This window comes from Agromyces allii (assembly GCF_009749385.1).
Classification (GTDB): Bacteria; Actinomycetota; Actinomycetes; order Actinomycetales; family Microbacteriaceae; genus Agromyces; species Agromyces allii.
In genome coordinates this window covers 238,108-256,372 of the sequence record NZ_WBIN01000007.1, presented here as the reverse complement: position 1 = coordinate 256,372, position 18,265 = coordinate 238,108, and the positions used below count along the sequence as shown (strand labels likewise).

The following is an 18,265-nucleotide window of genomic DNA, read 5'->3' as shown; positions in this document are numbered from 1 at the left end:
AAAATCATGAACGAGAGGAGCTGACATGACCGCGACGACGGACGCCCCGACCCCCACGACCCCCCTGGCGATCAACGCCGCCCCCGTCATCCGGCGACGCATCGGCACCATCGCCGGGCGCATCGCACTGCTCGCCCCCGTCGTCGCGATCTACCTGGTCTTCTTCGTCTGGCCCGTCGTCAGCGTGCTGCTGCGCTCGCTCAGCCCCGACGGCAAGTTCGACGCCGCGGCGCCCGTGATCGACTTCTCGAACTACCAGAAGATCTTCATCGACGACTTCCTGCTGCGCATCGAGTGGCGCACGGTGCTGCTCGCGATCAACTCGACGCTGCTCACCGTGCTGCTCGGGTTCCCGACCGCGTACTTCATCTCGCGGCTCTCGAAGCGCACCGCGGGCCTGCTGCTCCTGCTGATCCTCGTGCCGTTCTGGGTCTCGATCGTCGTTCGACTCTTCGCGGTCACGTCGATCCTCAGCCCGAACGGCATCGTCAACCAGTTGAGCCTCGCGCTCGGGTTCGGCGAGACCTCGCTCCTCTACACCCAGGCGGGCACGCTCGTCGGCACGGTCATGTACCTGCTGCCCTACATGGTGCTCGTGCTCTACGCGGGCATGACCTCGGTCGACGACAACCTCGTGCTCGCGGCCCGCACGCTCGGGGCTTCGTCGGTGCGCACGTTCTTCACCGTCTACCTGCCCATGGTGCGCGGATCGCTCGTGAGCGGCGCGCTGCTCGTGTTCATCCTCGGGCTCAGCTTCTTCCTCGTGCCGGCGATTCTCGGCGGACCGCAGGAGCAGACGATCTCGGTCTACATCCAGCAGCAGATCGACGTGTACCAGTGGGGCATCGCGAGCGCCATGGGCATCCTCCTGCTCATCGCGACGATCATCTGCTACGTCGGCGTCGTGAAGGTGGCCGGCAGCTTCCAGCCCGGCGGCATCGGTCCGTCGCAGGCCAAGGGCGTCAGCACCTCGCTGCCGTTCCGCTGGTCGCCGTGGATGGCCGTCTCGGCGGTGGTGAGCTTCATCACGATCGCGTTCCTCGTCATTCCGGTGCTCTTCGTCTTCCCGCTCGCGGTCGGCGAGACCGGAACGGTCGTCTTCCCGCCGCGCGGGTTCACCCTGCGCTGGTTCGGCGAGGTGTTCACGAGCCAGGCGTGGCTCGGCCCCATCTGGCAGAGCATCATCGTGGCGACCGGCACCGCGGCGCTCTCGGTCGGCATGGCGCTCATTCTCGCGAGGGTGACGAGCCGCATGACCTCGACCACGTGGAAGGCGGTCATCGGCGGACTCGCGTTCGCGCCCATCGTGACCCCGGCCATCCTGCTCGCGATCGGCATGTTCGACGTGCAGCTGAAGCTCGGCCTCACGGGCTCGGTGATCGGCCTGATCCTCGCCCACACGATCATCGCGGCGCCGCTCAGCTACGCGCTCATCGTCGCGGCCATGAGCTCGGCCGACCGCGGCATCGAAGCCGCCGCCTGGACCCTCGGCGCCTCGCGGGCCAGAGCCTTCTGGACCATCGTCGTGCGCGGCATCATGCCGAGCGTCATCGGCGCCTTCGCGATCGCGTTCGTCACCTCGTGGGACGAGGTCGTGCTCGCGCTCTTCATCCAGACCGGCCCGACCAAGACCCTGCCCGTCACGATCTACAAGTACCTCGAGAGCGGCATCGTTCCCACGGTGCCCGCCGTCGCCTCGCTGCTCGTGCTCGTCGTCGTGGCCATCGTGGTCGTGCGCAGCGTGACCAGCCGTGCGACCAGCCGCCGAACGGCCCAACTCTCGGCCCGACAGGAGAAGCCATGACCCTCTCGACCGCCCGCCGCACACGCGGCGCCGACGCCACCACCGCACCCGGGCTCTCGGGCGAACGCCGGGGCGAGGTCGTCGTCTCCGACATCGGCCTCGACTACAACGGCGTGCCAGCCCTCGCCGACACCGACCTGCACGTGCACGCCGGCGAGTTCTTCACCCTGCTCGGCCCGAGCGGCTCGGGCAAGACGACCCTGCTCCGCATCATCGCGGGCCTGCTCGACCCCGCGCGCGGCACGCTTCACATCGACGGCACGGATGTCACGCGCACGCCCACCCAGAAGCGCGACATCGGGTTCGTCTTCCAGAACTACGCCCTGTTCCCGCACCTGACGGTCGCCGAGAACATCGAGTACGGCCTGAAGGTGCGCAAGATGCCGGGCGCGAAGCGCGCCGCCCGCGTCGCCGAGATGGTCGACCTCGTCGCACTCGGCGGGTTCGGCGACCGATACCCCGCCCAGCTCAGCGGCGGCCAGCAGCAGCGCGTCGCGCTGGGCCGCGCGCTCGCGCAGAACCCGCGCGTGCTGCTGCTCGACGAGCCGCTCGGCGCCCTCGACCGCGGACTCCGCGAGGAGCTCGGCGCCGAGGTTCGACGCATCCAGCAGGAGTCGAACACGACCGCCGTCTACGTCACGCACGACCAGGAGGAGGCGTTCATCCTCTCCGACCGCATGGGCGTCATGCGCGACGGCCGAATCTGCCAGCTCGGCACGCCCGAGCAGCTCTACCGCGAGCCGAAGGATCTCTTCGTCGCGAAGTTCCTCGGCAAGACGAACCTGTTCCCAGGAAGCCTCGTCAGCAGTGACGGCAGCACCGCGACCGTGCGGGTCGGCGACCACGACCTCGTCGCTCGCGCCAACCCGGCCATCATGGGTGACGACGTCGTGTGCTCGGTACGCCCCGAGCAGCTCGTGCTCGGCGCGGCCGGCGCCGCCACGCCCGTGCCCGCCGGACTCACCCGGCTCGCGGGCGCGGTCATCACCGAGGTGCGCTTCCTCGGCCAGCGCCGCAGCATCCACCTCGACGCCTCGGGCATCGCGTGCTCGGTCGACCTCGATCCGGCCGCACCCGCGCCCGCGGTCGGAGACCACGTGTCGCTGCTCGTGCGGCCCGGCGAGGTCGCCCTCGTGGCGGCCGAGCCGGAGCCGAAGGCCTAACGCCCGCGGCCTAGCGCCCAGACACGCACCAGCCGCTGACGCCGCGCCGCGGCATCCGCCCCTCGACCCTTCCCGCAGCACCTTCGGCACCACGCACCACAGGTCGCCACCCGCACCAGAACGGCACCACCGCACCACGGCAGAGCATCACCAGCACCGCATCACAGCCCGAGCACCACCCCAGCGTCACGAGAAATCTAGGAGCAGCAATGAGAACCATCCGTCGTCACCGCCTCCTGTTCGCAGGAGCCGCGACGATCGCCTCGGCGATCGCCCTCACCTCGTGTTCTTCCGAAGGCACCAGCGCCCCGTCGGAGGACGGCGCCATCAGCGGCGACATCCTCTTCTACGACACCAGCGGCGGCCAGGTCTGGGAGGAGCTGAACTCGACCCTGTTCGCCGACTTCACCGCCGACACCGGCGTGACGGTCACCGACGACTACAACGAGGCCGCGACGAAGTTCTTCGCCGCCTCCGAAGCCGGCCAGGTGCCGTGGAGCCTCGCCTTCCTGCCCACCGTGAACGACGCCGAGAAGGCCGCCGACGAGGGCTACCTCGCGAAGATCGACACCTCGATCGTGCCCGTCGACAAGCTCGTCGAGGGCACCTACAGCGACTACGGCATCGAGGTCGGCACGTTCGGCATGGTGCTCACGTGGGACGACGAGGCCTACCCCGACGAGAAGCCGTCGGAGATGGCCGACCTGTGGGACCTCGACACGTTCCCCGGCAAGCGCTGCTTCTTCAACAACCCGCAGTACGGCTGGACCCTCGAGGCTGCCCTGCTCGCCGACGGCGTCGCGCCCGACGAGCTCTACCCGCTCGACGTCGACCGCGCGCTCGGCAAGCTCGACGAGATCAAGAGTGACATCACCTGGTGGACCAGCGGCGCCCAGTCGATCGAGTCGTTCGAGAACGGGTCGTGCGACATCGGCATCCTCTGGGCGAACCGCGCGTTCGTCGCGGCCTCCGAGAACGGCTTCCCGGCCTCCATCACCTGGAACGAGGCCGGCTACTCGAACTCGGTGTGGTCGATCCCGGCCGACGCCCCGAACGCGGCCGCCGCGCAGCAGCTGCTCGCGAACGTCATCGAGAACACCGACGGCCAGATCGCGTTCGCGAGCAAGGTGCCGACGCCCATCCCGGCTTCGGTCATCGGCCTCGAGCCCTCGTCGTTCCCCGACGACGTGCAGCAGTTCCTACCCATCGGCGACAACGTCACGAACTCGATCAAGCAGGACGTCGGCTACTACTCCGAGAACATCGACGCCGTGCTCGACCAGTTCAACCGCTGGCTGGGCGAGTGATCAACGGCTGAGCGGATGCCGCGGCCGGCCGTACGTCGGCCGCGGCACCCGCTCGGCTGAACCCCCGGGTCGCCTCGTGCGGCCCGCACCGCCTGCACGACCTGCACGACGAGACATCCGCACCACGAAGACCTGAACCACCTGACCACCGCCGGACACACGAAGGAGCCGCCCTGATGCGCATCGTCTGCATCGACACCGAAGCCCAGTACCGCGAGATCGTCGAGCGCGACGTCGTGGCGCCGCTGCGCGCCGCGGGCCACGAGTTCGCGTGGATCGAGGGCGGCCGGTTCGACCGCCCCGACGACGCCATCGCGGCCGCCCGCGGATTCGACGCGCTCTACGTCATCGGCGACCAGGGCCCCCTGCCCGCAGGCCTGCTCGAGCAGAACCCGAGCCTGAAGCTCGTGAGCTTCGTCGGCACGGGCGCTCGTCGCTTCGTCGACATGGCTGAGGCCGAGCGCGCCGGCGTCGCCGTCACGAACGTGCCCGACTTCGCGAGCCAGAGCGTCGCCGAGCACGCGATCGCGCTCATGTTCGCGGTCGCGCGCCGCATCGTCGAGGGCGACGGCATCGTGCGCTCGGGCGGCTGGGCGAAGCACCAGGGCGCGAAGCTCGCCGGTGAGCGCATCGGCGTGATCGGCGCCGGCGCGATCGGCGGCCGCGTCATCCGGCTCGCGAAGGGACTCGGCATGGAGCCCGTCTACTGGAGCCGCACCGTCGACCCCGAGCGCAGTGCCGAGCTGGGCGCCGAGCAGGTGAGCCTCGAGGAGCTCGTCGCGACCTCCCGCGTGGTCTCGGTGCACCTGACGCACTCGCCCGAGACCGACAAGCTCGTGAGCCGCGACCTGCTCGAGCGCCTTCGCGCCGACGCGATCTTCGTCAACACCGCGCGTGCCGAGGTCGTCGACGGCGAGGCGCTCGACGAGTTGCTCGCCGCGGGACGCATGTTCGGCGCCGGCATCGACGTCTTCACCGAGGAGCCGCCGGCCGTCGACGGCCTGCCCTCGATCTCGAGCAACGCCGTGCTCACCCCGCACATCGGGTTCCACACGAACGAGGCCGACGAAGTGTTCCGGCTCGCCGCCGAGAACATCCTCGCGTTCGCCGCGGGCCGACCGACCAACGTCATCCACTGAACTGGAGCACCACATGCAGATCCGACACGCCTCACACCCCGCCGACGTCGGTGGGCTGCCCAAGGCCGCCCTGCGCGAGCGCTTCGTCGCCGACCAGCTCTTCGTGCCCGGCGAGCAGGTGCTCGTCTACACGCACGAGGACCGCATGGTCATCGGCGGCGTCGTGCCGCTCGCCGGTTCGCCGATCGAGCTCGAGGCTCCCGCCGAACTCCGCACCGAGCGGTTCTGCGAGCGCCGCGAACTCGCGGTCGTGCAGATCGGCACGTCGGGAACCGTCACCGTCGACGGCGTCGAGTACACGCTCGAGCACCGCGACGTGCTCTACGTGGGCCAGGGCACGCGCAGCGTGACCTTCGCCGCAGGCGCCGACGGCGCCGAGGCCGCGTTCTACCTGGCCTCCGCGCTCTCGTTCGGCGGCCACCCCACCAAGCTCGTGCGCCTGCAGGACGCGAACACGACCCAGACGGGCGACGCCGCGACGGCCAACCGCCGCACGGTGCACAAGCACATCCACGCCGACGGCGTGCGCAGCGACCAGCTCGTGCTCGGCATCACCTCGCTCGAGCCCGGCAGCGTGTGGAACAGCATGCCGCCGCACACGCACGACCGCCGCACCGAGGTCTACCTCTACTTCGGCCTGCCCGAGGGGCACCGCATCCAGCACGTCATGGGCGAGCCCGACGACACGCGCACGCTCGTGCTCCAGGATCGCGACGCCGTCATCTCGCCGAGCTGGTCGGTGCACTTCGGCTCGGGCACGACGAACTACGCGTTCGTGTGGGTCATGGCCGGCGAGAACCAGTCGTTCACCGACATGGACCAGATCCCGGTCACCGCGCTCGGGTGATCGCCGGCCGGCCCGGCCTCCGGGCCGGCCGGGATCGCCCGCGCGGCCCGCCACGGGCTGCCGCTAGCGTAGGGGCACCACCCACCCTGCGACATCCGCTCACCACTGAATACCGAAAGGGATGCCTCGATGGTCGACACGTCGGAGAGCCGGCGCGACGCCGGAGCCACGGCCGGCACGCAGAGCGTGGACCGCGCACTCCAGGTGCTGCTGCAGATCGCCGAGAGCCCGCCGCCCGGGCTCACGCTCGCGGCGTGCAGCTCGATCCTCGGGTATTCCAAGCCGACGACGCTGCGCATCCTGCGCACGCTCGAGGCGCGGCAGTTCCTGCGCTACGACGACGAGCTCGGCGTCTACACGCTCGGCGTCGCGAACGTGCAGCTCGGATCGGAGTACCTCGACCGCCTCGACCTGCGCGCCGCCGCGCTGCCGTCGATGCGCAGCCTCGTCGAGCGCACGCAGGAGACCGCGCACCTCGGCGTGCTGAGCGGCACCGACGTGGTCTACATCGAGCTCGTCGACAGCCCGCACCCCGTGCGCGTGTTCAGCCGCGTCGGCGCCTCGGTGCCGGCGTACGCCACCGCGATCGGCAAGGCGATCCTCGCGTGGACGCCCGACGAATCCCGCGATGCGCACATCTCGCGCCACCTCGAACCACGCACGGCGCACACGCTCGTGACCGAGGCCGATCTCGCCACTGACCTCGCCGCCACGCGCGAGCGCGGCTTCGCGATCGACAACCAGGAGAACCGCGAGGGCATCAGGGGCTTCGCCGCGCCGGTCTTCGACTTCCAGGGCCGCGCGATCGCCGCGGTCAGCATCGCCGGCCCCGCCACGCGCGTGCTCCCCGAGGCGGCCGACGAACTCGGCGCGCACATCGTCGAGACGGCCGCCGAGATCTCCGCCTCGATGGGGGCGCCGCGGAGGGCGTCGTGAGCGGTGCGGCCGGGGCTGCCGCGGTTGCGGCTGCCGGTTCCGATTCCGGTGCCGATTCCGGCACGGTCGGCGTCACGCGGCTCGCGGTCGTGACCGGCGCGAGCCGCGGCATCGGGCGCGCGATCGCCCTGCGGTTCGCCCGCGACGGCTTCGACCTCGTCGGGGTCGGCTCCTCGATCGAGGGCCTCACGGATGTCGCGGCAGAGGTCGCAGCGCTCGGCCGCCGCTTCGATCCGCTCGCCGCCGACCTCGCCGATCCGGATGCCGCACTCGACCTCGCGGCGCAGATCACCGAGCGTCACGGAACGCCCGACGTGCTCGTGCAGGCCGCCGGCATCAACCGCCGGGCGCCCGCCGCGGAGCATCCGACCGACGACTGGGACGCCGTGCTCGGCGTGAACCTGCGCTCGCCGTTCATCCTCGCGCGCGAACTCGGACGTGGCATGGTCGAGCGCGGTAGCGGCAAGGTCGTGTTCGTCGCCTCGCTGCTGAGCTTCCAAGGGGGGCTCACGGTGCCCGGCTACGCGGCGAGCAAGGGCGGCATCGCCCAGCTCACGAAGGCGCTCGCGAACGAGTGGGCCGCGCATGGCGTGAACGTCAACGCCGTCGCCCCTGGCTACGTCGCGACCGACATGAACGAGGCCCTGCAGGCCGACCCGGTGCGTTTCCGCCAGATCTCGGAGCGCATCCCCGCCGCGCGCTGGGCCACGCCCGACGACATCGCGGGCGCTGCGGCGTTCCTCGCCTCAGCCGACGCGGCCTACGTGCACGGCGTCGTGCTGCCCGTCGACGGGGGCTGGCTCGGACGCTGAGCTCTCCCGAGCCAGCCGACGGACATCGCGGCGTCAACCGTCAGCCGACACCCGTCACCCCTCGGTCGCCAGCGCGTACGCCCCCTCGGCGCACGCCGTGACGACCCATCCGCCGGGCTGCGGCTCGACCTCGAGACGGGTCAGCCCGCTCGAGTCGGCGATCGTCGGCTCGGCCGAACCCGGAACCCACACCGTCAGCCCGCACGTGGGCCCGTCGACGACGCCCGTGAGCGACATCCGCCCGCCGTCGTCGCCCGCGACACCCGCACTGAGGCTCGTGAGCGTGCCGGGGGCCGCCTGCGGGTAGGCGCGGCTCAGGATGCCGAGGAGCTGCTCGTTGCGCGGCGCGTCGTCACCGGTCGCGCAGTCCTCGGGCACGAGCCCGATGCCGAACTCGCCGATGCCGTTCTGCGGGTCGCCGCACGACTGCTTCCACACCCAGTACGCGCTGCCCTGCATGCGCCGGTCCTCCTCGGCGGCGTACCGGGTGAGGCGCGAGCCGATGGAGGCCGCGTCGCCCCAGTAGCCGTACTCGCCCGACCACATCGGCATGCCGTGCTCGTCGGCCACGCGCTGGGCGAGCTCGAACTGCCGTTCGGTGCTGACGATCGTCGGGATGCCGAGCGAACGGTCCATCGTGATCGACTCGGCGTACAGGTGCGGCGAGAACACGACGTTCGGGTCGTCGGTGAAGCCGAGCGAGGGCCCGCTGTCGATGCCGAGACCCGACCAGAGGATGCTCGGCTCGACGAACACGATCTGGGGAGCGCCGGCCTCGCGGATGGCGTCGATCGCGGCATCCGAGAACTCGCCGAGCTTCAGTGACGTCGTGACGGGCGCCGTCTCACCGAAACCGGGCTCGTTGAGCAGGTCGAAGCCCGCGACCGCCGGCTCGTCGCGGAACTCGCCCGCGAGCTCGCCCCATGTGCGCACGAGCGCCTGCTGCACGCCGTCGGTGTCGAAGTAGAAGTGCTCGAAGGCCCGGTCGCCAGCGGGGGAGATGTCGCGGCCCGTGAACGAGCAGCGCGGGGCGCCGTCGAACCGCGTCGCCCACTCGGGTGCGCCGTCGTATCCCCACATCGGGTCGGTGCCCGGGCGGCACTCGGTGCCCTCGGCGGTCGCCGCGTTCGACCACCCGTCCTGGTGCATGTCGAGCACGGTGCGGATGCCGTGCGCCTTCGCCCACCCGACCGCCCGCTTCACCGTGCCGAGGTAGGCGGCGTCGAGTTCGCCCTGCACCGGCTCGAGCGCCGACCACGAGAGGTTCAGGCGCACCACGTTGAACCCGTACGACGCCATGTCGGCGAAGTCGGCCTCGGTGAGCGGGCGCGTGACCGGCACCTCGGGGCGCGCCTGGTAGAAGTCGACGAGCTGGTTCACGTTGACGCCGCGCAGCAGCACCTGGTGTCCGTCGCCGTCGGCGATGCGGCCGTGGTCGACGCGCAGGAATTCGGCGGGGGCGGATGTCGCGGGGCGGCCGGCTGCGCTCGCGGTCGCCGGGTCCGACGCTGCCGTGACGAGCGATGCGGCCAGCGCGGTCACCGCGATCACGGCCACGGCGATGCCGGCCGCGGCGACGACCTTCGCGGGCCTTGCGGCTTCGGGCGTCGTGGCTTCGGACGGTGCGGATGCCTCGGGGGTGCCCGCCGCGGCATCCGCGACCGTGCGCTTCGCCTGAACGCGGTCGGCGACGAGTGCGACCACGGCGACGATCCAGCCCGTGCAGGCGCCGAACGCGAGGCCGTCGGCGACGTGGAGGTATGCGGCCAACAGGGGCCACAGGTCGCCCGCGAAGCCGTCGTCGACGACGAGCCCGATGAGCGACTGCGCGAGGCCGAACAGGCCGCCCGCGACGAGCGCGGCGAGCCAGACGCCGAGGAAGCCGCGCACGCGTCGGCGCATCCAGCGAAGGCTGATCCAGCCCGCGCCGACGAGCAGTGCGACCGCGACGAGCATGAGCACGGGGCCCGAGTCGGCGCGCGGTGACGGGATGAGCGGAGCGTACGCGGCGCCCGTCCACCAGGTGCCGGCGAGCAGCGGCGCCATGGCGCCGAACGCGATCGCGCCGGGCCACACCGAGCCGCGTCTGTGAACGCGGAGGTCGCGCGGGCCGCCCGCGAATCGCACGACGGCGGCCACGATGAGCGCCGACGGCACGGCCTTCGCCGTGATGAAGCCGCCCGCCCACGCCGCGAGTGCGATGTCGCCGGCCATCGCGAAGCACCCCGCCGCCTGCGCGAGCAGGGCCGCGAGCACGGCCCCCGCGGTCATCGTCCAGAAGCGGTCGCCGGCCCGTACGGCCGCCCACCACACGACCGCCAGCATGACCGGCACGAACACGAGATATCGCGCGACTGGCCAGCCGAGCTCCACCAGCGGTAGGCCACCCGGCCAGCCGACGAGTGCGAGGAGCCCGGTCGGATCGATCACCGCCTGAAGCAGGAGGAGTGCGGATGTCGCGGCGACAGCGACGATCGGACGGCGGGCCTGACGCATGACACTCCATCGTGACGGGGGTTCGGGTCAGATCAGCATCGGGACTGCGCTCGCTCCGGTCAATGGCTGAGTGGGACAAGTGACCCAGTTGTGACCTTCGGAGATCGCCGGGATGCCTCGGGCCGAGCGCCCGGACCGGCTCTTCACGCCATGTTCCCGGCTCGCAACTCGCGACCTTCGACGAACGACTTTTGCAACCGCCGCGGCCTCTGTCGGTGTCTCGGTCGTCGACACGCTCAGCGTCTGACGTGCGCGCCGGACGGTGGCATCCGCCGCAAGATGCGGTGCCGGAGTGCCGGAGTGCCGGAGTGCCGGGGTGCCGGAGTGCCGGAGTGCCGGAGTGCCGGGGTGGTGCGGGTCAGCAGCCCGGATCGCGTGGCGAGGCGAGGCAATCGCCCCGCGTGAGGACGGTATCGATCTCGCCGACCACCACGGTGCGCGGGTCGCTGGCGACGCTGAGCGTGCCGGCGATGGGGAGCCAGCCGGATCCGGCGAATCGGTACTCCGCCTCGAGCGCCACCTCGAGGGTCACGGTGTACTCGCCCGATGCGACGTAGACGTGGCTCGTGTCCGTCGGGGTGAACTCCCGCTTGCCGAGTTCGGCCCACGTCGCACCCGGGCCGGCGCTGGTGACCGAACCGCCGTCGCTGTGCGTCCAGCGGTAGCCGACGGGCGTGAAGCGCACGTCGGCCGGTTGACCGAGCAGCGTGCCCGTCACGATCTGGGCGGATGCCGCGGCGACGAAGTTCGCCGGAAGCCCCGTCACGGCCCACCCGCCCGGTTCCATGTCGTTGCCCGGCACCGCCGGACGGAAGGACGCGATATCTCGCAGCGTCACCACGGTCGGCGCAACCCCGGGAGCCTGCGCCACTGGAGGTCCCGTCGGGACGGGAACGTCGACGCACTCGACGTGCCCGGCCTGGCACACCTCGGTCCATGGGTCCGGGATCCGGACAGGCTTTTCGAAGTTGCCGATTTCGTCGATCGTCTCGGTGGCGTCGCCCGCTTTCGAATCGCCGGAACCGGCACCGGGAGCGGACGAATGGTCGATGGCCCAGAGGTCGGCCTTGCCCTCACCGACTTCAGCGCCAGAGTCGGTTCCGCACCCTCCTGCGATGATCTCTGAGATTGGACAAGCAACCGCCGCGGTTGGGGCTGAAACCAGCGTCGCCGTGAGCAGAAGGGCGACGCCGGTCGTTAGCAGAAATCGTCCCCGGACCATACGTCACTGTCAGCGACAAGCAAAGTGTCATTCTTTGCTTCAAAGGAGAGTTGGAGCGGGATGGTAGTCGGACGCTCCGATGAAGTGATGTCTACACCTGACGCATCGAGCACTCGAGTTGTGCCGACGCCGACGCAACCGTAGATACGTACGACCGACCCTGACCGCTCCATCAATCTCGGTGCATCGATAGTCCCGCGACCGACCACACGGTACTCGTGCTGAGCGAGACTCTCGTAGTTCGGAATCTCTTGATTTGCGTAGTCCTGGGTAGCCACCTCAAGGATGCGCTCGGCGTTAGCCCCACCGTCCTCGCCGATCTGTTGCGTGACATCAAGGTAGCGATCGTACGCGGCAACCGCGGCCGCGAGTGCCTCCTCGTCGGACGCGAAGATCGGCGCCGCCTCGGTCGGGGCGGGGCTTGCCGATGGGGTCGGCTCGGCGTCAGCGCTGCACGCGCTCAAAGCGAGTGCAAGCGCTGCGGCGGTAGCGACGAGCGCGAGGTGACGCGCACGGGGGATGGGCATGGTGACCACCATAGGCGGGTGCGGCGCGGGGCCGATTCGGCTGTCCACACCCGGTGGGAGGCCACGACCGCCGAGCTGTTGCAAAGTTGCCAAGTTGCATGAATCCCGGGCACGGAGTCCGGTCGGCACGCGGGGTCGTCGCTTCGTGAGAGCGGCAGGTACGCGGCCCGCGTGCAGTTCGACTGCTCCTCCACAGTCCGGCACGCTGACCCGGCGACGGGCGGTTCTCGCGAGCGACGGAATCGTGCGGGCGGCAGTGAATACGTTCTGCGCATGTCTTGTGAATCCGCGATCCCGGGCCGCCGACTTCGCGTCAGCGCGGCGGCGGCCGCCCTGCTCGCCGTCCTCCTGTCCGGCTGCGTGCCCGCACCCGTCCTTCGTCCGGCCGAGCGGCCGGCATCCGTCGTAGATGAGTACGATGACGGCCTCACGGTCACGAGCGGGAGCGATGCGGCCTATGTCGAACTGGTCGACGGATATTTCGCCGACGACGAGGATGCACTCGCCGTTGCGGTGGCGACGCTCGAGGAGTACCTCGACGAGCGTCACTCCGTCGCCCGCGACGGAGACCCCGACGTTGGAGATCTGAACAGCATCCCGGTGCCTCCGATGGGGCTGGATGTCCGACAGCTCCTCGCCTCGGAGATGTTCGGATCGACGACGGACGGGGTCCGAGTCGATGTCGAGAATGCGTTCATCGTGCGGCGCACGGAGGATGCGCACGGGGCCATCGTGAACTTCGCGTTCTGCCGCGTCGATACCGCGACCGAGCCTCCGCTCGCCACAGTGCGGCGCGAGTTCGCCGCCTCCGCGGTTTCGACCGCCGAGGAGCCGCGCCGCTTGCAGCTGACGTCGATACTCACCTGGGTCGGCGAGCCGTTCTGCTGAGCACGGACGGTTGCAGAGTTGCGAAGTTGCACGCATCCCGGGCACCAAGTCCGATTCCCGCTGCCGGGAACGGCCGAGGCCGACCCGCAGGGCGCGATCATTGAGTCATGACCAGGCGACACGCGTACCTGCCGACCGCGCTCGGCGAGCTGCTCGTCGTCGCCGACGGGGACGCGCTCGCTGGCATCACGTTCGAAGGGCACTGGCATCCGTTGCCGGCGGACAGCCTCGGGGTCGAGGTCGACGCTGCGTCCGACCCGGTCGTCGTCGCGTTCGGCGTGCAGCTCGCCGAGTTCCTCGCGGGGGAGCGCACGACCTTCGACATGCCGCTAGCGCCGACCGGCGACGAGTTCCAGCATGCGGTGTGGGCGATGCTGCGCGAGATCCCGTTCGGCGAGACGGTGACCTACGGTGAACTCGCCGCCCGGCTCGGCGACCGCAACCTCGCGCGGCGGGTCGGCAACGCCGTCGGACGCAATCCGATCAGCATCGTCGTGCCCTGCCACCGCGTGGTCGGCGCCGACGGATCGCTCACGGGCTATGCGGGCGGGCTCGAGCGCAAGCGGTTCCTGCTCGAGCTCGAGGGCGCACCGGTCGTCGCGCAGGCCCGCTTGTTCTGACGCACGAGTGCGGGCGGTGTCGAAGAGGCCGGCCCGGAACGCGAACGTGTGCCGGTCGCCGGTCGCGATTCGCCGGTCTGAGGGCGGATGCCGCGGCATCCGTTCCGAAAGCGGCTCGGCTACGGCCGGCGGCTGCTGGGGCGGCGGTGTGTGAGGCGGTAGACGCGGTGACCGATGCCGAGGCCGAAGCCCGTCGAACCGTGCGGGCCATAGGGCTCGTAGGCGCGCATCTTCGTGATGCGCTCGCCGTCGGAGTCGATGACGAACACCTGCGGGAAATCGAGGTGCTTCGAACCCAGCTTCAGCACGTGGTGCGTCGAGGTCTCGATGACGGTCGACGTGCCGTCGGCACCGAAGAACCACCGATCGATGTCGAAGCGCATGCTCGCCATCTGCGTGAACGCCCACGCGAGACCCTCGCGCACCGCCTCGATTCCGACCATGTCGGGATACGGGTAGTGCGGGTCGTAGAGCACGATGTCGTCGGACATGGCTGCGGTCGCGGCCTCGACGTCGAGCGCCTCGACGCCGGCCAGCATCGACTCGACGAGGTGCTGCACGGAAGCGGACATGCGGCACACGCTAGCAGCGGACATCGTGGCGGGGCAGGACGCCGCGCACCCTGCAGCGCGCGACTGCCCCGCCTACGTCAGCGGGGCCGGCGCCGGATGGCGCACCAGGAAGACGTCGATCTCGTCCTCGGACTCGAACACGAACCCGTGCCGCTCGTAGAGCGCCCGCGCCCGGCTGCCCTGCAGCACATCGAGTCGCAACAGTCCGTCGCCCGGCTCAGCGAGCACGCGTTCGAGCACGGTCGACCCGAGGCCGCGCCCCTGCATCGACGGCTCGAGGTAGAAGAGCTCCAGCCACCGGCCGTCAGCCGCCGGGCGAAGCGAGATGCTGCCGATCGGCTCGCCGTCGAGCTCGATGATGCGCGTGTGCTCGATCGAGAACGCCGCGAGCACTCGGGCGCGCGACCGATCGGAAGCCCAGCGGCCGAGGCGCTCGAGATCTGCACGCATCGTGCGCTCCTTGAGCGCGACGACGTACTCGGCATCGATCGGGAGGCTCGGTCGGATCGTCAGCGCGGCGTGCATCCGGCAAGCGTGCCAGCCTGCCGCGCCTCGACGAAATCGGCCGGAGCGACGCCCTACTTGGCGTGCTTCCCGCCCTTGCCGAGGTCGCTCTCGGTGTACTCGCCCTTGCCGCCGGTGGGCGGCTGCGCGCCGTCGCCGAAGTCGGTCTCGGTGTACTCGCCCTCTCCGACGTTCGGCTTCTCCTTGCCGTCGCCGAAGTCGGTCTCGGTGTAGTCGCCGGGATCTCCGACGGTGTCGGCCTCGCTGTAGGAATCGGGGGTCTTGTCGGGGTTGGTCATCATTGCTCCATCCGTCGCCGCGCGATCCAGCGCGTGCCTCCACTCTCCCGCGCGAGGGGGCCGGCGGCAAGAGGCTCCACCAGGGTGGGCGGATGTCGCGGGCGGGCCTCGAGAGGGCACCGGCGCGCCTCCTCGATCCGCGGGTGCGGCGCGGAGCGGGTCTCGATACGGGCGCGGGGCGCCCTCCTCGACCGGCGGCCGAACGTGACGGCGCGTGACCGCCGGTGACATCGCGCGTCGCATTCCATTCGACGCCGGCGAACGCGCGACCGAAGATTGGGCATGCCAATCCGACCAGCGCACGACGAGCCGGGCTTCGCCGCATCCCACCCCGGCTACGCCGCGCACGACGACGGCTTCGCCACGCACGGCTTCCCCGCGCACGGCTTCCCCGCCCACGGCCTCGCCCACGAGCCGGGATTCGCCACGCAGCAGGTGCACGCCGGCGAGCACGACGAGGCCGCGTTCGGGGCCCGCATCACGCCGATCTACCTGAGCGCCGGGTTCCGCTTCGACAACTTCGCCCAGGCGCGCGACCGGTTCGCGGGCGACGACCAGGGCTACGTCTACACACGTGCCGGCAACCCCACGAACTCGGCGCTCGAGCGCAAGCTCGCCGAACTCGAGCGCGGCCGAGACGCGGTCGTCGTCGCCAGCGGACAGGCGGCCCTCACGGTCGCCGTGCTCGCCATCGCCAAGGCCGGCGACCACGTGCTCTCGGCGCAGAGCGTCTACTCGGGCACGCGCTCGCTCTTCACGCAGGGCTTCGGCCGGTTCGGCATCGAGGTCGAGTTCGTCGACGACGCCCGCGACCTCGACGAGTGGCGCCGCCGCATCCGCCCGAACACGCGCGCGCTCTACGCCGAGTCCATCGCGAACCCCACGAACGACGTCATCGACCTGTCGGGCGTCTCCGAGGTCGCGCAGGCCGCTGGCGTGCCGTTCATCGTCGACAACACGCTCGCCACGCCCTACCTCGTGCGCCCGATCGAGCACGGCGCCGACCTCGTCGTGCACTCCGCGAGCAAGTTCCTCTCGGGCCACGGCGCCGCGCTCGGCGGCGTCGTCATCGACGCCGGAACCTTCGACTGGTCGGCCACGCCGGGCGCCTTCCAGCACCTGACCGAGCCCGACACCGGCCTGCAGGGCGCGAGCTACCTCGAAGCCCACGGCGCGGGCGCCTACACGGCGTACATCCGCGGTGTCACGGGCGCCCTCTTCGGCCCGGTGCTCTCGCCGTTCAACGCGTTCCTGATCCAGCAGGGCATCGAGACGCTCTCGCTGCGCGTCGGCCGCCAGTCCTCGACCGCCGCCGCGCTCGCCGCGTGGCTCGAAGACCAGCCCGAGGTGCTCTCGGTCAACTACGCCGGCCTGCCCTCGAGCCCGTCGCACGACCTCGCCGAGCGGTACCTGCCGCGCGGCCAGGGAGCCGTGCTCTCGTTCGTGCTCGACGGCGGCGAGCCGAGTGCCGAGGCGTTCTACGACGCGGTCGACCTGTTCAGCCGCATGAGCCATATCGGCGACACACGCTCGCTGATCCTGCATCCGGCGACGACCACGCATGCCCACCTCGACGACGAGACCCGCGCCCGCGGCCGCATCTCGGGCGGGCTCCTGCGCCTCTCGGTCGGACTCGAAGAACCCGAAGACCTCGTGCGCGACCTTGAGCGAGGTCTCGCCGCACTGCGATCGACTCGATCGACTCGATCGACCGGATCGACGCGGTCGGCGACGCAGGAGCGCCGGCCTGCGGCATCCGCCCCACTGCTCGAAGGGAGCACCCGATGACCCGCCTGCAGCACTTCGGCTGGTTCTTCTCCCGCGGATTCGGTCCGCAGGGGTGGGGGCATCCGTCCTATCAGTGGAACTACCGCTGGACCGAGCCGCACCTCTACCAGCAGTCGGTGCGCGAGCTCGAGCAGGCGGGGCTCGACCTCGTCATCATCGAGGACGGCCCCTCGATCGGCACGCCCGACACCATCGAGCTGCGCGTGCGCAAGGCCTACGGCGGGCCCAAGCACGATCCCGTCGCGCTCACGCCGTACCTGCTCGCCGCGACCCAGCACATCGGCGTCGCGCCCACGGTCAACGCCGGCATCTGGCCGCCCTACCTCGCAGCGCGCCAGTTCGCGTCGCTGCACCACCTGAGCGGGCACCGCGTCGGCATCAACGTGGTGACGGATGTCTCGAGCACGCGTCACAACGGCCTGCCGCCCGTGTCGCACGACCAGGCCTACGACCGTGCGAGCGAATGGCTCACCGCGGTGCGCGGCCTGTGGCACAGCTGGGACGACGGCGCGCTCATCGAGGATGTCGAGACCGGGCGCTTCGCCGACGGGTCGAAGATCCGCGAGAGCCGCTTCACGGGCGAGTTCTTCGACGTGCCGGGCCCGCTGAACGCGATCCCGTTCACCGACGGCGACCCGGCGATCGTCTCGCCCGGCGGGTCCCCGAAGGGGCTCGCGTTCGCCGGTACGCACTCCGACGTGCAGCTCGCGTACGCGCCGCTCGACCTCGACGTCGTGCGCGCCTACCGGCAGAAGATCATCGACGCCTCGCTCGCGCACGGCCGCCCGGCCGACGCCGTCAAGACGCTGTTCGTGTTCAAGCCCGAGATCGTCTCGAGCCAAGAGGAGGTCGACCGGGTCGTGGCCGCCTCGCTCGACCCGAGCGACGATGTGCTCTCCGCCATCCTCGAGGGCCAGTCGAGCGACCTCGAGACCGACCTCACCGGGCTGCCGCTCGACCAGCCGCTCGACCCGTCGATCTTCGGCGACCACGTGTCGCAGGGCACGATCAAGGGCCTGCTCGGCAAGACCGCGCCGAGCTTCGCGGATGCCACGCTGCGCGAACTGCTCGTGGCCAAGGCGCGCAAGGGGCGCATCAGCGACCACGCGGGCTTCGTCGGCACCGCCGAGCAGGTCGCCGACTTCATCGAGGAGTTCGGCGAGGAGGCCGACAACGACGGCTTCATCTTCTCGGGCGATCTGCACCCCGTCACGGTGCACAAGTATCTCGACGAGCTCGTGCCGATCCTGCGCCGCCGGGGCGTGCTGCGCAACGAGTTCGGCGGCGGTGGCATCCAGGGCAACCTGCGCGACTTCTAGCCGCGTCGCCGATCGCCGGCCG

The 18,265-nt window shown here is 70.6% G+C and carries 17 protein-coding genes; 11 read left to right on the top strand and 6 right to left on the bottom strand.

The genetic code is table 11. The features are described from left to right. Positions 1–25 precede the first annotated feature (25 nt). From GQR16_RS10960 to GQR16_RS10930, 7 genes are all read left to right on the top strand, one after another. Positions 26–1,804 (top strand): ABC transporter permease subunit, encoded by a 1,779-nt coding sequence (locus GQR16_RS10960; protein ID WP_157415168.1) that lies wholly within the window; start codon positions 26–28, stop codon positions 1,802–1,804. Further along, a complete protein-coding gene (locus tag GQR16_RS10955) occupies positions 1,801–2,967 on the top strand; it encodes an ABC transporter ATP-binding protein (RefSeq protein ID WP_157415167.1) in 1,167 nt (388 codons plus the stop codon). Before GQR16_RS10960 ends, GQR16_RS10955 begins: the two co-directional genes overlap by 4 nt. 209 nt (positions 2,968–3,176) lie before the next feature. Then, positions 3,177–4,274, top strand: coding sequence for an extracellular solute-binding protein (locus GQR16_RS10950; protein WP_157415166.1), 1,098 nt, complete (start codon positions 3,177–3,179; stop codon positions 4,272–4,274). Between the two features lie 176 nt (positions 4,275–4,450). Beyond that, positions 4,451–5,413 carry a 2-hydroxyacid dehydrogenase gene (locus GQR16_RS10945; protein ID WP_157415165.1) on the top strand — a complete coding sequence of 321 codons (963 nt, stop codon included), beginning with the start codon at positions 4,451–4,453 and terminating at the stop codon, positions 5,411–5,413. 13 nt (positions 5,414–5,426) lie between these two features. Then, positions 5,427–6,260 carry a 5-dehydro-4-deoxy-D-glucuronate isomerase gene (gene kduI / locus GQR16_RS10940; RefSeq protein WP_157415164.1) on the top strand — a complete coding sequence of 278 codons (834 nt, stop codon included), beginning with the start codon at positions 5,427–5,429 and terminating at the stop codon, positions 6,258–6,260. 129 nt (positions 6,261–6,389) lie between these two features. Next, the gene (locus GQR16_RS10935; protein ID WP_157415163.1) at positions 6,390–7,196 is read left to right on the top strand and encodes an IclR family transcriptional regulator; all 807 of its coding nucleotides are present in this window, start codon (positions 6,390–6,392) and stop codon (positions 7,194–7,196) included. Further along, on the top strand, positions 7,193–8,008 hold the full coding sequence (locus GQR16_RS10930; RefSeq protein ID WP_157415162.1) for an SDR family oxidoreductase: 816 nt from the start codon (positions 7,193–7,195) through the stop codon (positions 8,006–8,008). The genes GQR16_RS10935 and GQR16_RS10930 overlap by 4 nt, the downstream gene beginning before the upstream one ends. Positions 8,009–8,062: 54 nt before the next feature. Here GQR16_RS10930 and GQR16_RS10925 read toward each other — a convergent pair whose 3' ends face one another. The 3 genes from GQR16_RS10925 to GQR16_RS10915 form a co-directional block, all read right to left on the bottom strand. Then, positions 8,063–10,504, bottom strand: a complete 2,442-nt coding sequence (locus GQR16_RS10925; RefSeq protein ID WP_157415161.1) for a cellulase family glycosylhydrolase — start codon at positions 10,502–10,504, stop codon at positions 8,063–8,065. A 358-nt stretch (positions 10,505–10,862) separates the two neighbouring features. Next, positions 10,863–11,726 (bottom strand): PKD domain-containing protein, encoded by an 864-nt coding sequence (locus GQR16_RS10920; RefSeq protein ID WP_157415160.1) that lies wholly within the window; start codon positions 11,724–11,726, stop codon positions 10,863–10,865. Beyond that, a complete protein-coding gene (locus GQR16_RS10915) occupies positions 11,702–12,253 on the bottom strand; it encodes a hypothetical protein (RefSeq protein WP_157415159.1) in 552 nt (183 codons plus the stop codon). The genes GQR16_RS10920 and GQR16_RS10915 overlap by 25 nt, the downstream gene beginning before the upstream one ends. A 171-nt stretch (positions 12,254–12,424) precedes the next feature. Between GQR16_RS10915 and GQR16_RS10910 the strand changes: the two genes are divergently transcribed. Beyond that, the gene (locus GQR16_RS10910) at positions 12,425–13,141 is read left to right on the top strand and encodes a hypothetical protein (RefSeq protein WP_157415158.1); all 717 of its coding nucleotides are present in this window, start codon (positions 12,425–12,427) and stop codon (positions 13,139–13,141) included. 107 nt (positions 13,142–13,248) lie between these two features. Further along, complete coding sequence (locus GQR16_RS10905; protein WP_157415157.1) at positions 13,249–13,761, top strand: methylated-DNA--[protein]-cysteine S-methyltransferase; 513 nt, start codon at positions 13,249–13,251, stop codon at positions 13,759–13,761. A gap of 119 nt (positions 13,762–13,880) precedes the next feature. Here GQR16_RS10905 and GQR16_RS10900 read toward each other — a convergent pair whose 3' ends face one another. From GQR16_RS10900 to GQR16_RS10890, 3 genes are all read right to left on the bottom strand, one after another. Continuing rightward, a complete protein-coding gene (locus tag GQR16_RS10900) occupies positions 13,881–14,333 on the bottom strand; it encodes a nuclear transport factor 2 family protein (protein WP_170298464.1) in 453 nt (150 codons plus the stop codon). A gap of 72 nt (positions 14,334–14,405) precedes the next feature. After that, on the bottom strand, positions 14,406–14,858 hold the full coding sequence (locus GQR16_RS10895; protein WP_157415155.1) for a GNAT family N-acetyltransferase: 453 nt from the start codon (positions 14,856–14,858) through the stop codon (positions 14,406–14,408). A 53-nt stretch (positions 14,859–14,911) separates the two neighbouring features. Beyond that, positions 14,912–15,139 (bottom strand): hypothetical protein, encoded by a 228-nt coding sequence (locus GQR16_RS10890; protein ID WP_157415154.1) that lies wholly within the window; start codon positions 15,137–15,139, stop codon positions 14,912–14,914. Positions 15,140–15,418: 279 nt separating this feature from the next. Between GQR16_RS10890 and GQR16_RS10885 the strand changes: the two genes are divergently transcribed. Beyond that, positions 15,419–16,924 carry an O-acetylhomoserine aminocarboxypropyltransferase/cysteine synthase family protein gene (locus tag GQR16_RS10885; RefSeq protein WP_157415153.1) on the top strand — a complete coding sequence of 502 codons (1,506 nt, stop codon included), beginning with the start codon at positions 15,419–15,421 and terminating at the stop codon, positions 16,922–16,924. Further along, positions 16,921–18,243 carry an LLM class flavin-dependent oxidoreductase gene (locus tag GQR16_RS10880; protein ID WP_157415152.1) on the top strand — a complete coding sequence of 441 codons (1,323 nt, stop codon included), beginning with the start codon at positions 16,921–16,923 and terminating at the stop codon, positions 18,241–18,243. The genes GQR16_RS10885 and GQR16_RS10880 overlap by 4 nt, the downstream gene beginning before the upstream one ends. The last annotated feature ends 22 nt before the right edge of the window (positions 18,244–18,265 follow it).

Coding starts and splice junctions, on each gene's coding strand:
- GQR16_RS10915 (WP_157415159.1), bottom strand. CDS start 12,253: ATGCCCATCCCCCGTGCGCGTCACCTCGCGCTCGTCGCTACCGCCGCA.
- GQR16_RS10880 (WP_157415152.1), top strand. CDS start 16,921: ATGACCCGCCTGCAGCACTTCGGCTGGTTCTTCTCCCGCGGATTCGGT.
- GQR16_RS10955 (WP_157415167.1), top strand. CDS start 1,801: ATGACCCTCTCGACCGCCCGCCGCACACGCGGCGCCGACGCCACCACC.
- GQR16_RS10890 (WP_157415154.1), bottom strand. CDS start 15,139: ATGATGACCAACCCCGACAAGACCCCCGATTCCTACAGCGAGGCCGAC.
- GQR16_RS10900 (WP_170298464.1), bottom strand. CDS start 14,333: ATGTCCGCTTCCGTGCAGCACCTCGTCGAGTCGATGCTGGCCGGCGTC.
- GQR16_RS10945 (WP_157415165.1), top strand. CDS start 4,451: ATGCGCATCGTCTGCATCGACACCGAAGCCCAGTACCGCGAGATCGTC.
- GQR16_RS10950 (WP_157415166.1), top strand. CDS start 3,177: ATGAGAACCATCCGTCGTCACCGCCTCCTGTTCGCAGGAGCCGCGACG.
- GQR16_RS10905 (WP_157415157.1), top strand. CDS start 13,249: ATGACCAGGCGACACGCGTACCTGCCGACCGCGCTCGGCGAGCTGCTC.
- GQR16_RS10935 (WP_157415163.1), top strand. CDS start 6,390: ATGGTCGACACGTCGGAGAGCCGGCGCGACGCCGGAGCCACGGCCGGC.
- GQR16_RS10960 (WP_157415168.1), top strand. CDS start 26: ATGACCGCGACGACGGACGCCCCGACCCCCACGACCCCCCTGGCGATC.
- GQR16_RS10885 (WP_157415153.1), top strand. CDS start 15,419: ATGCCAATCCGACCAGCGCACGACGAGCCGGGCTTCGCCGCATCCCAC.
- GQR16_RS10920 (WP_157415160.1), bottom strand. CDS start 11,726: ATGGTCCGGGGACGATTTCTGCTAACGACCGGCGTCGCCCTTCTGCTC.
- GQR16_RS10895 (WP_157415155.1), bottom strand. CDS start 14,858: ATGCACGCCGCGCTGACGATCCGACCGAGCCTCCCGATCGATGCCGAG.
- kduI (WP_157415164.1), top strand. CDS start 5,427: ATGCAGATCCGACACGCCTCACACCCCGCCGACGTCGGTGGGCTGCCC.
- GQR16_RS10925 (WP_157415161.1), bottom strand. CDS start 10,504: ATGCGTCAGGCCCGCCGTCCGATCGTCGCTGTCGCCGCGACATCCGCA.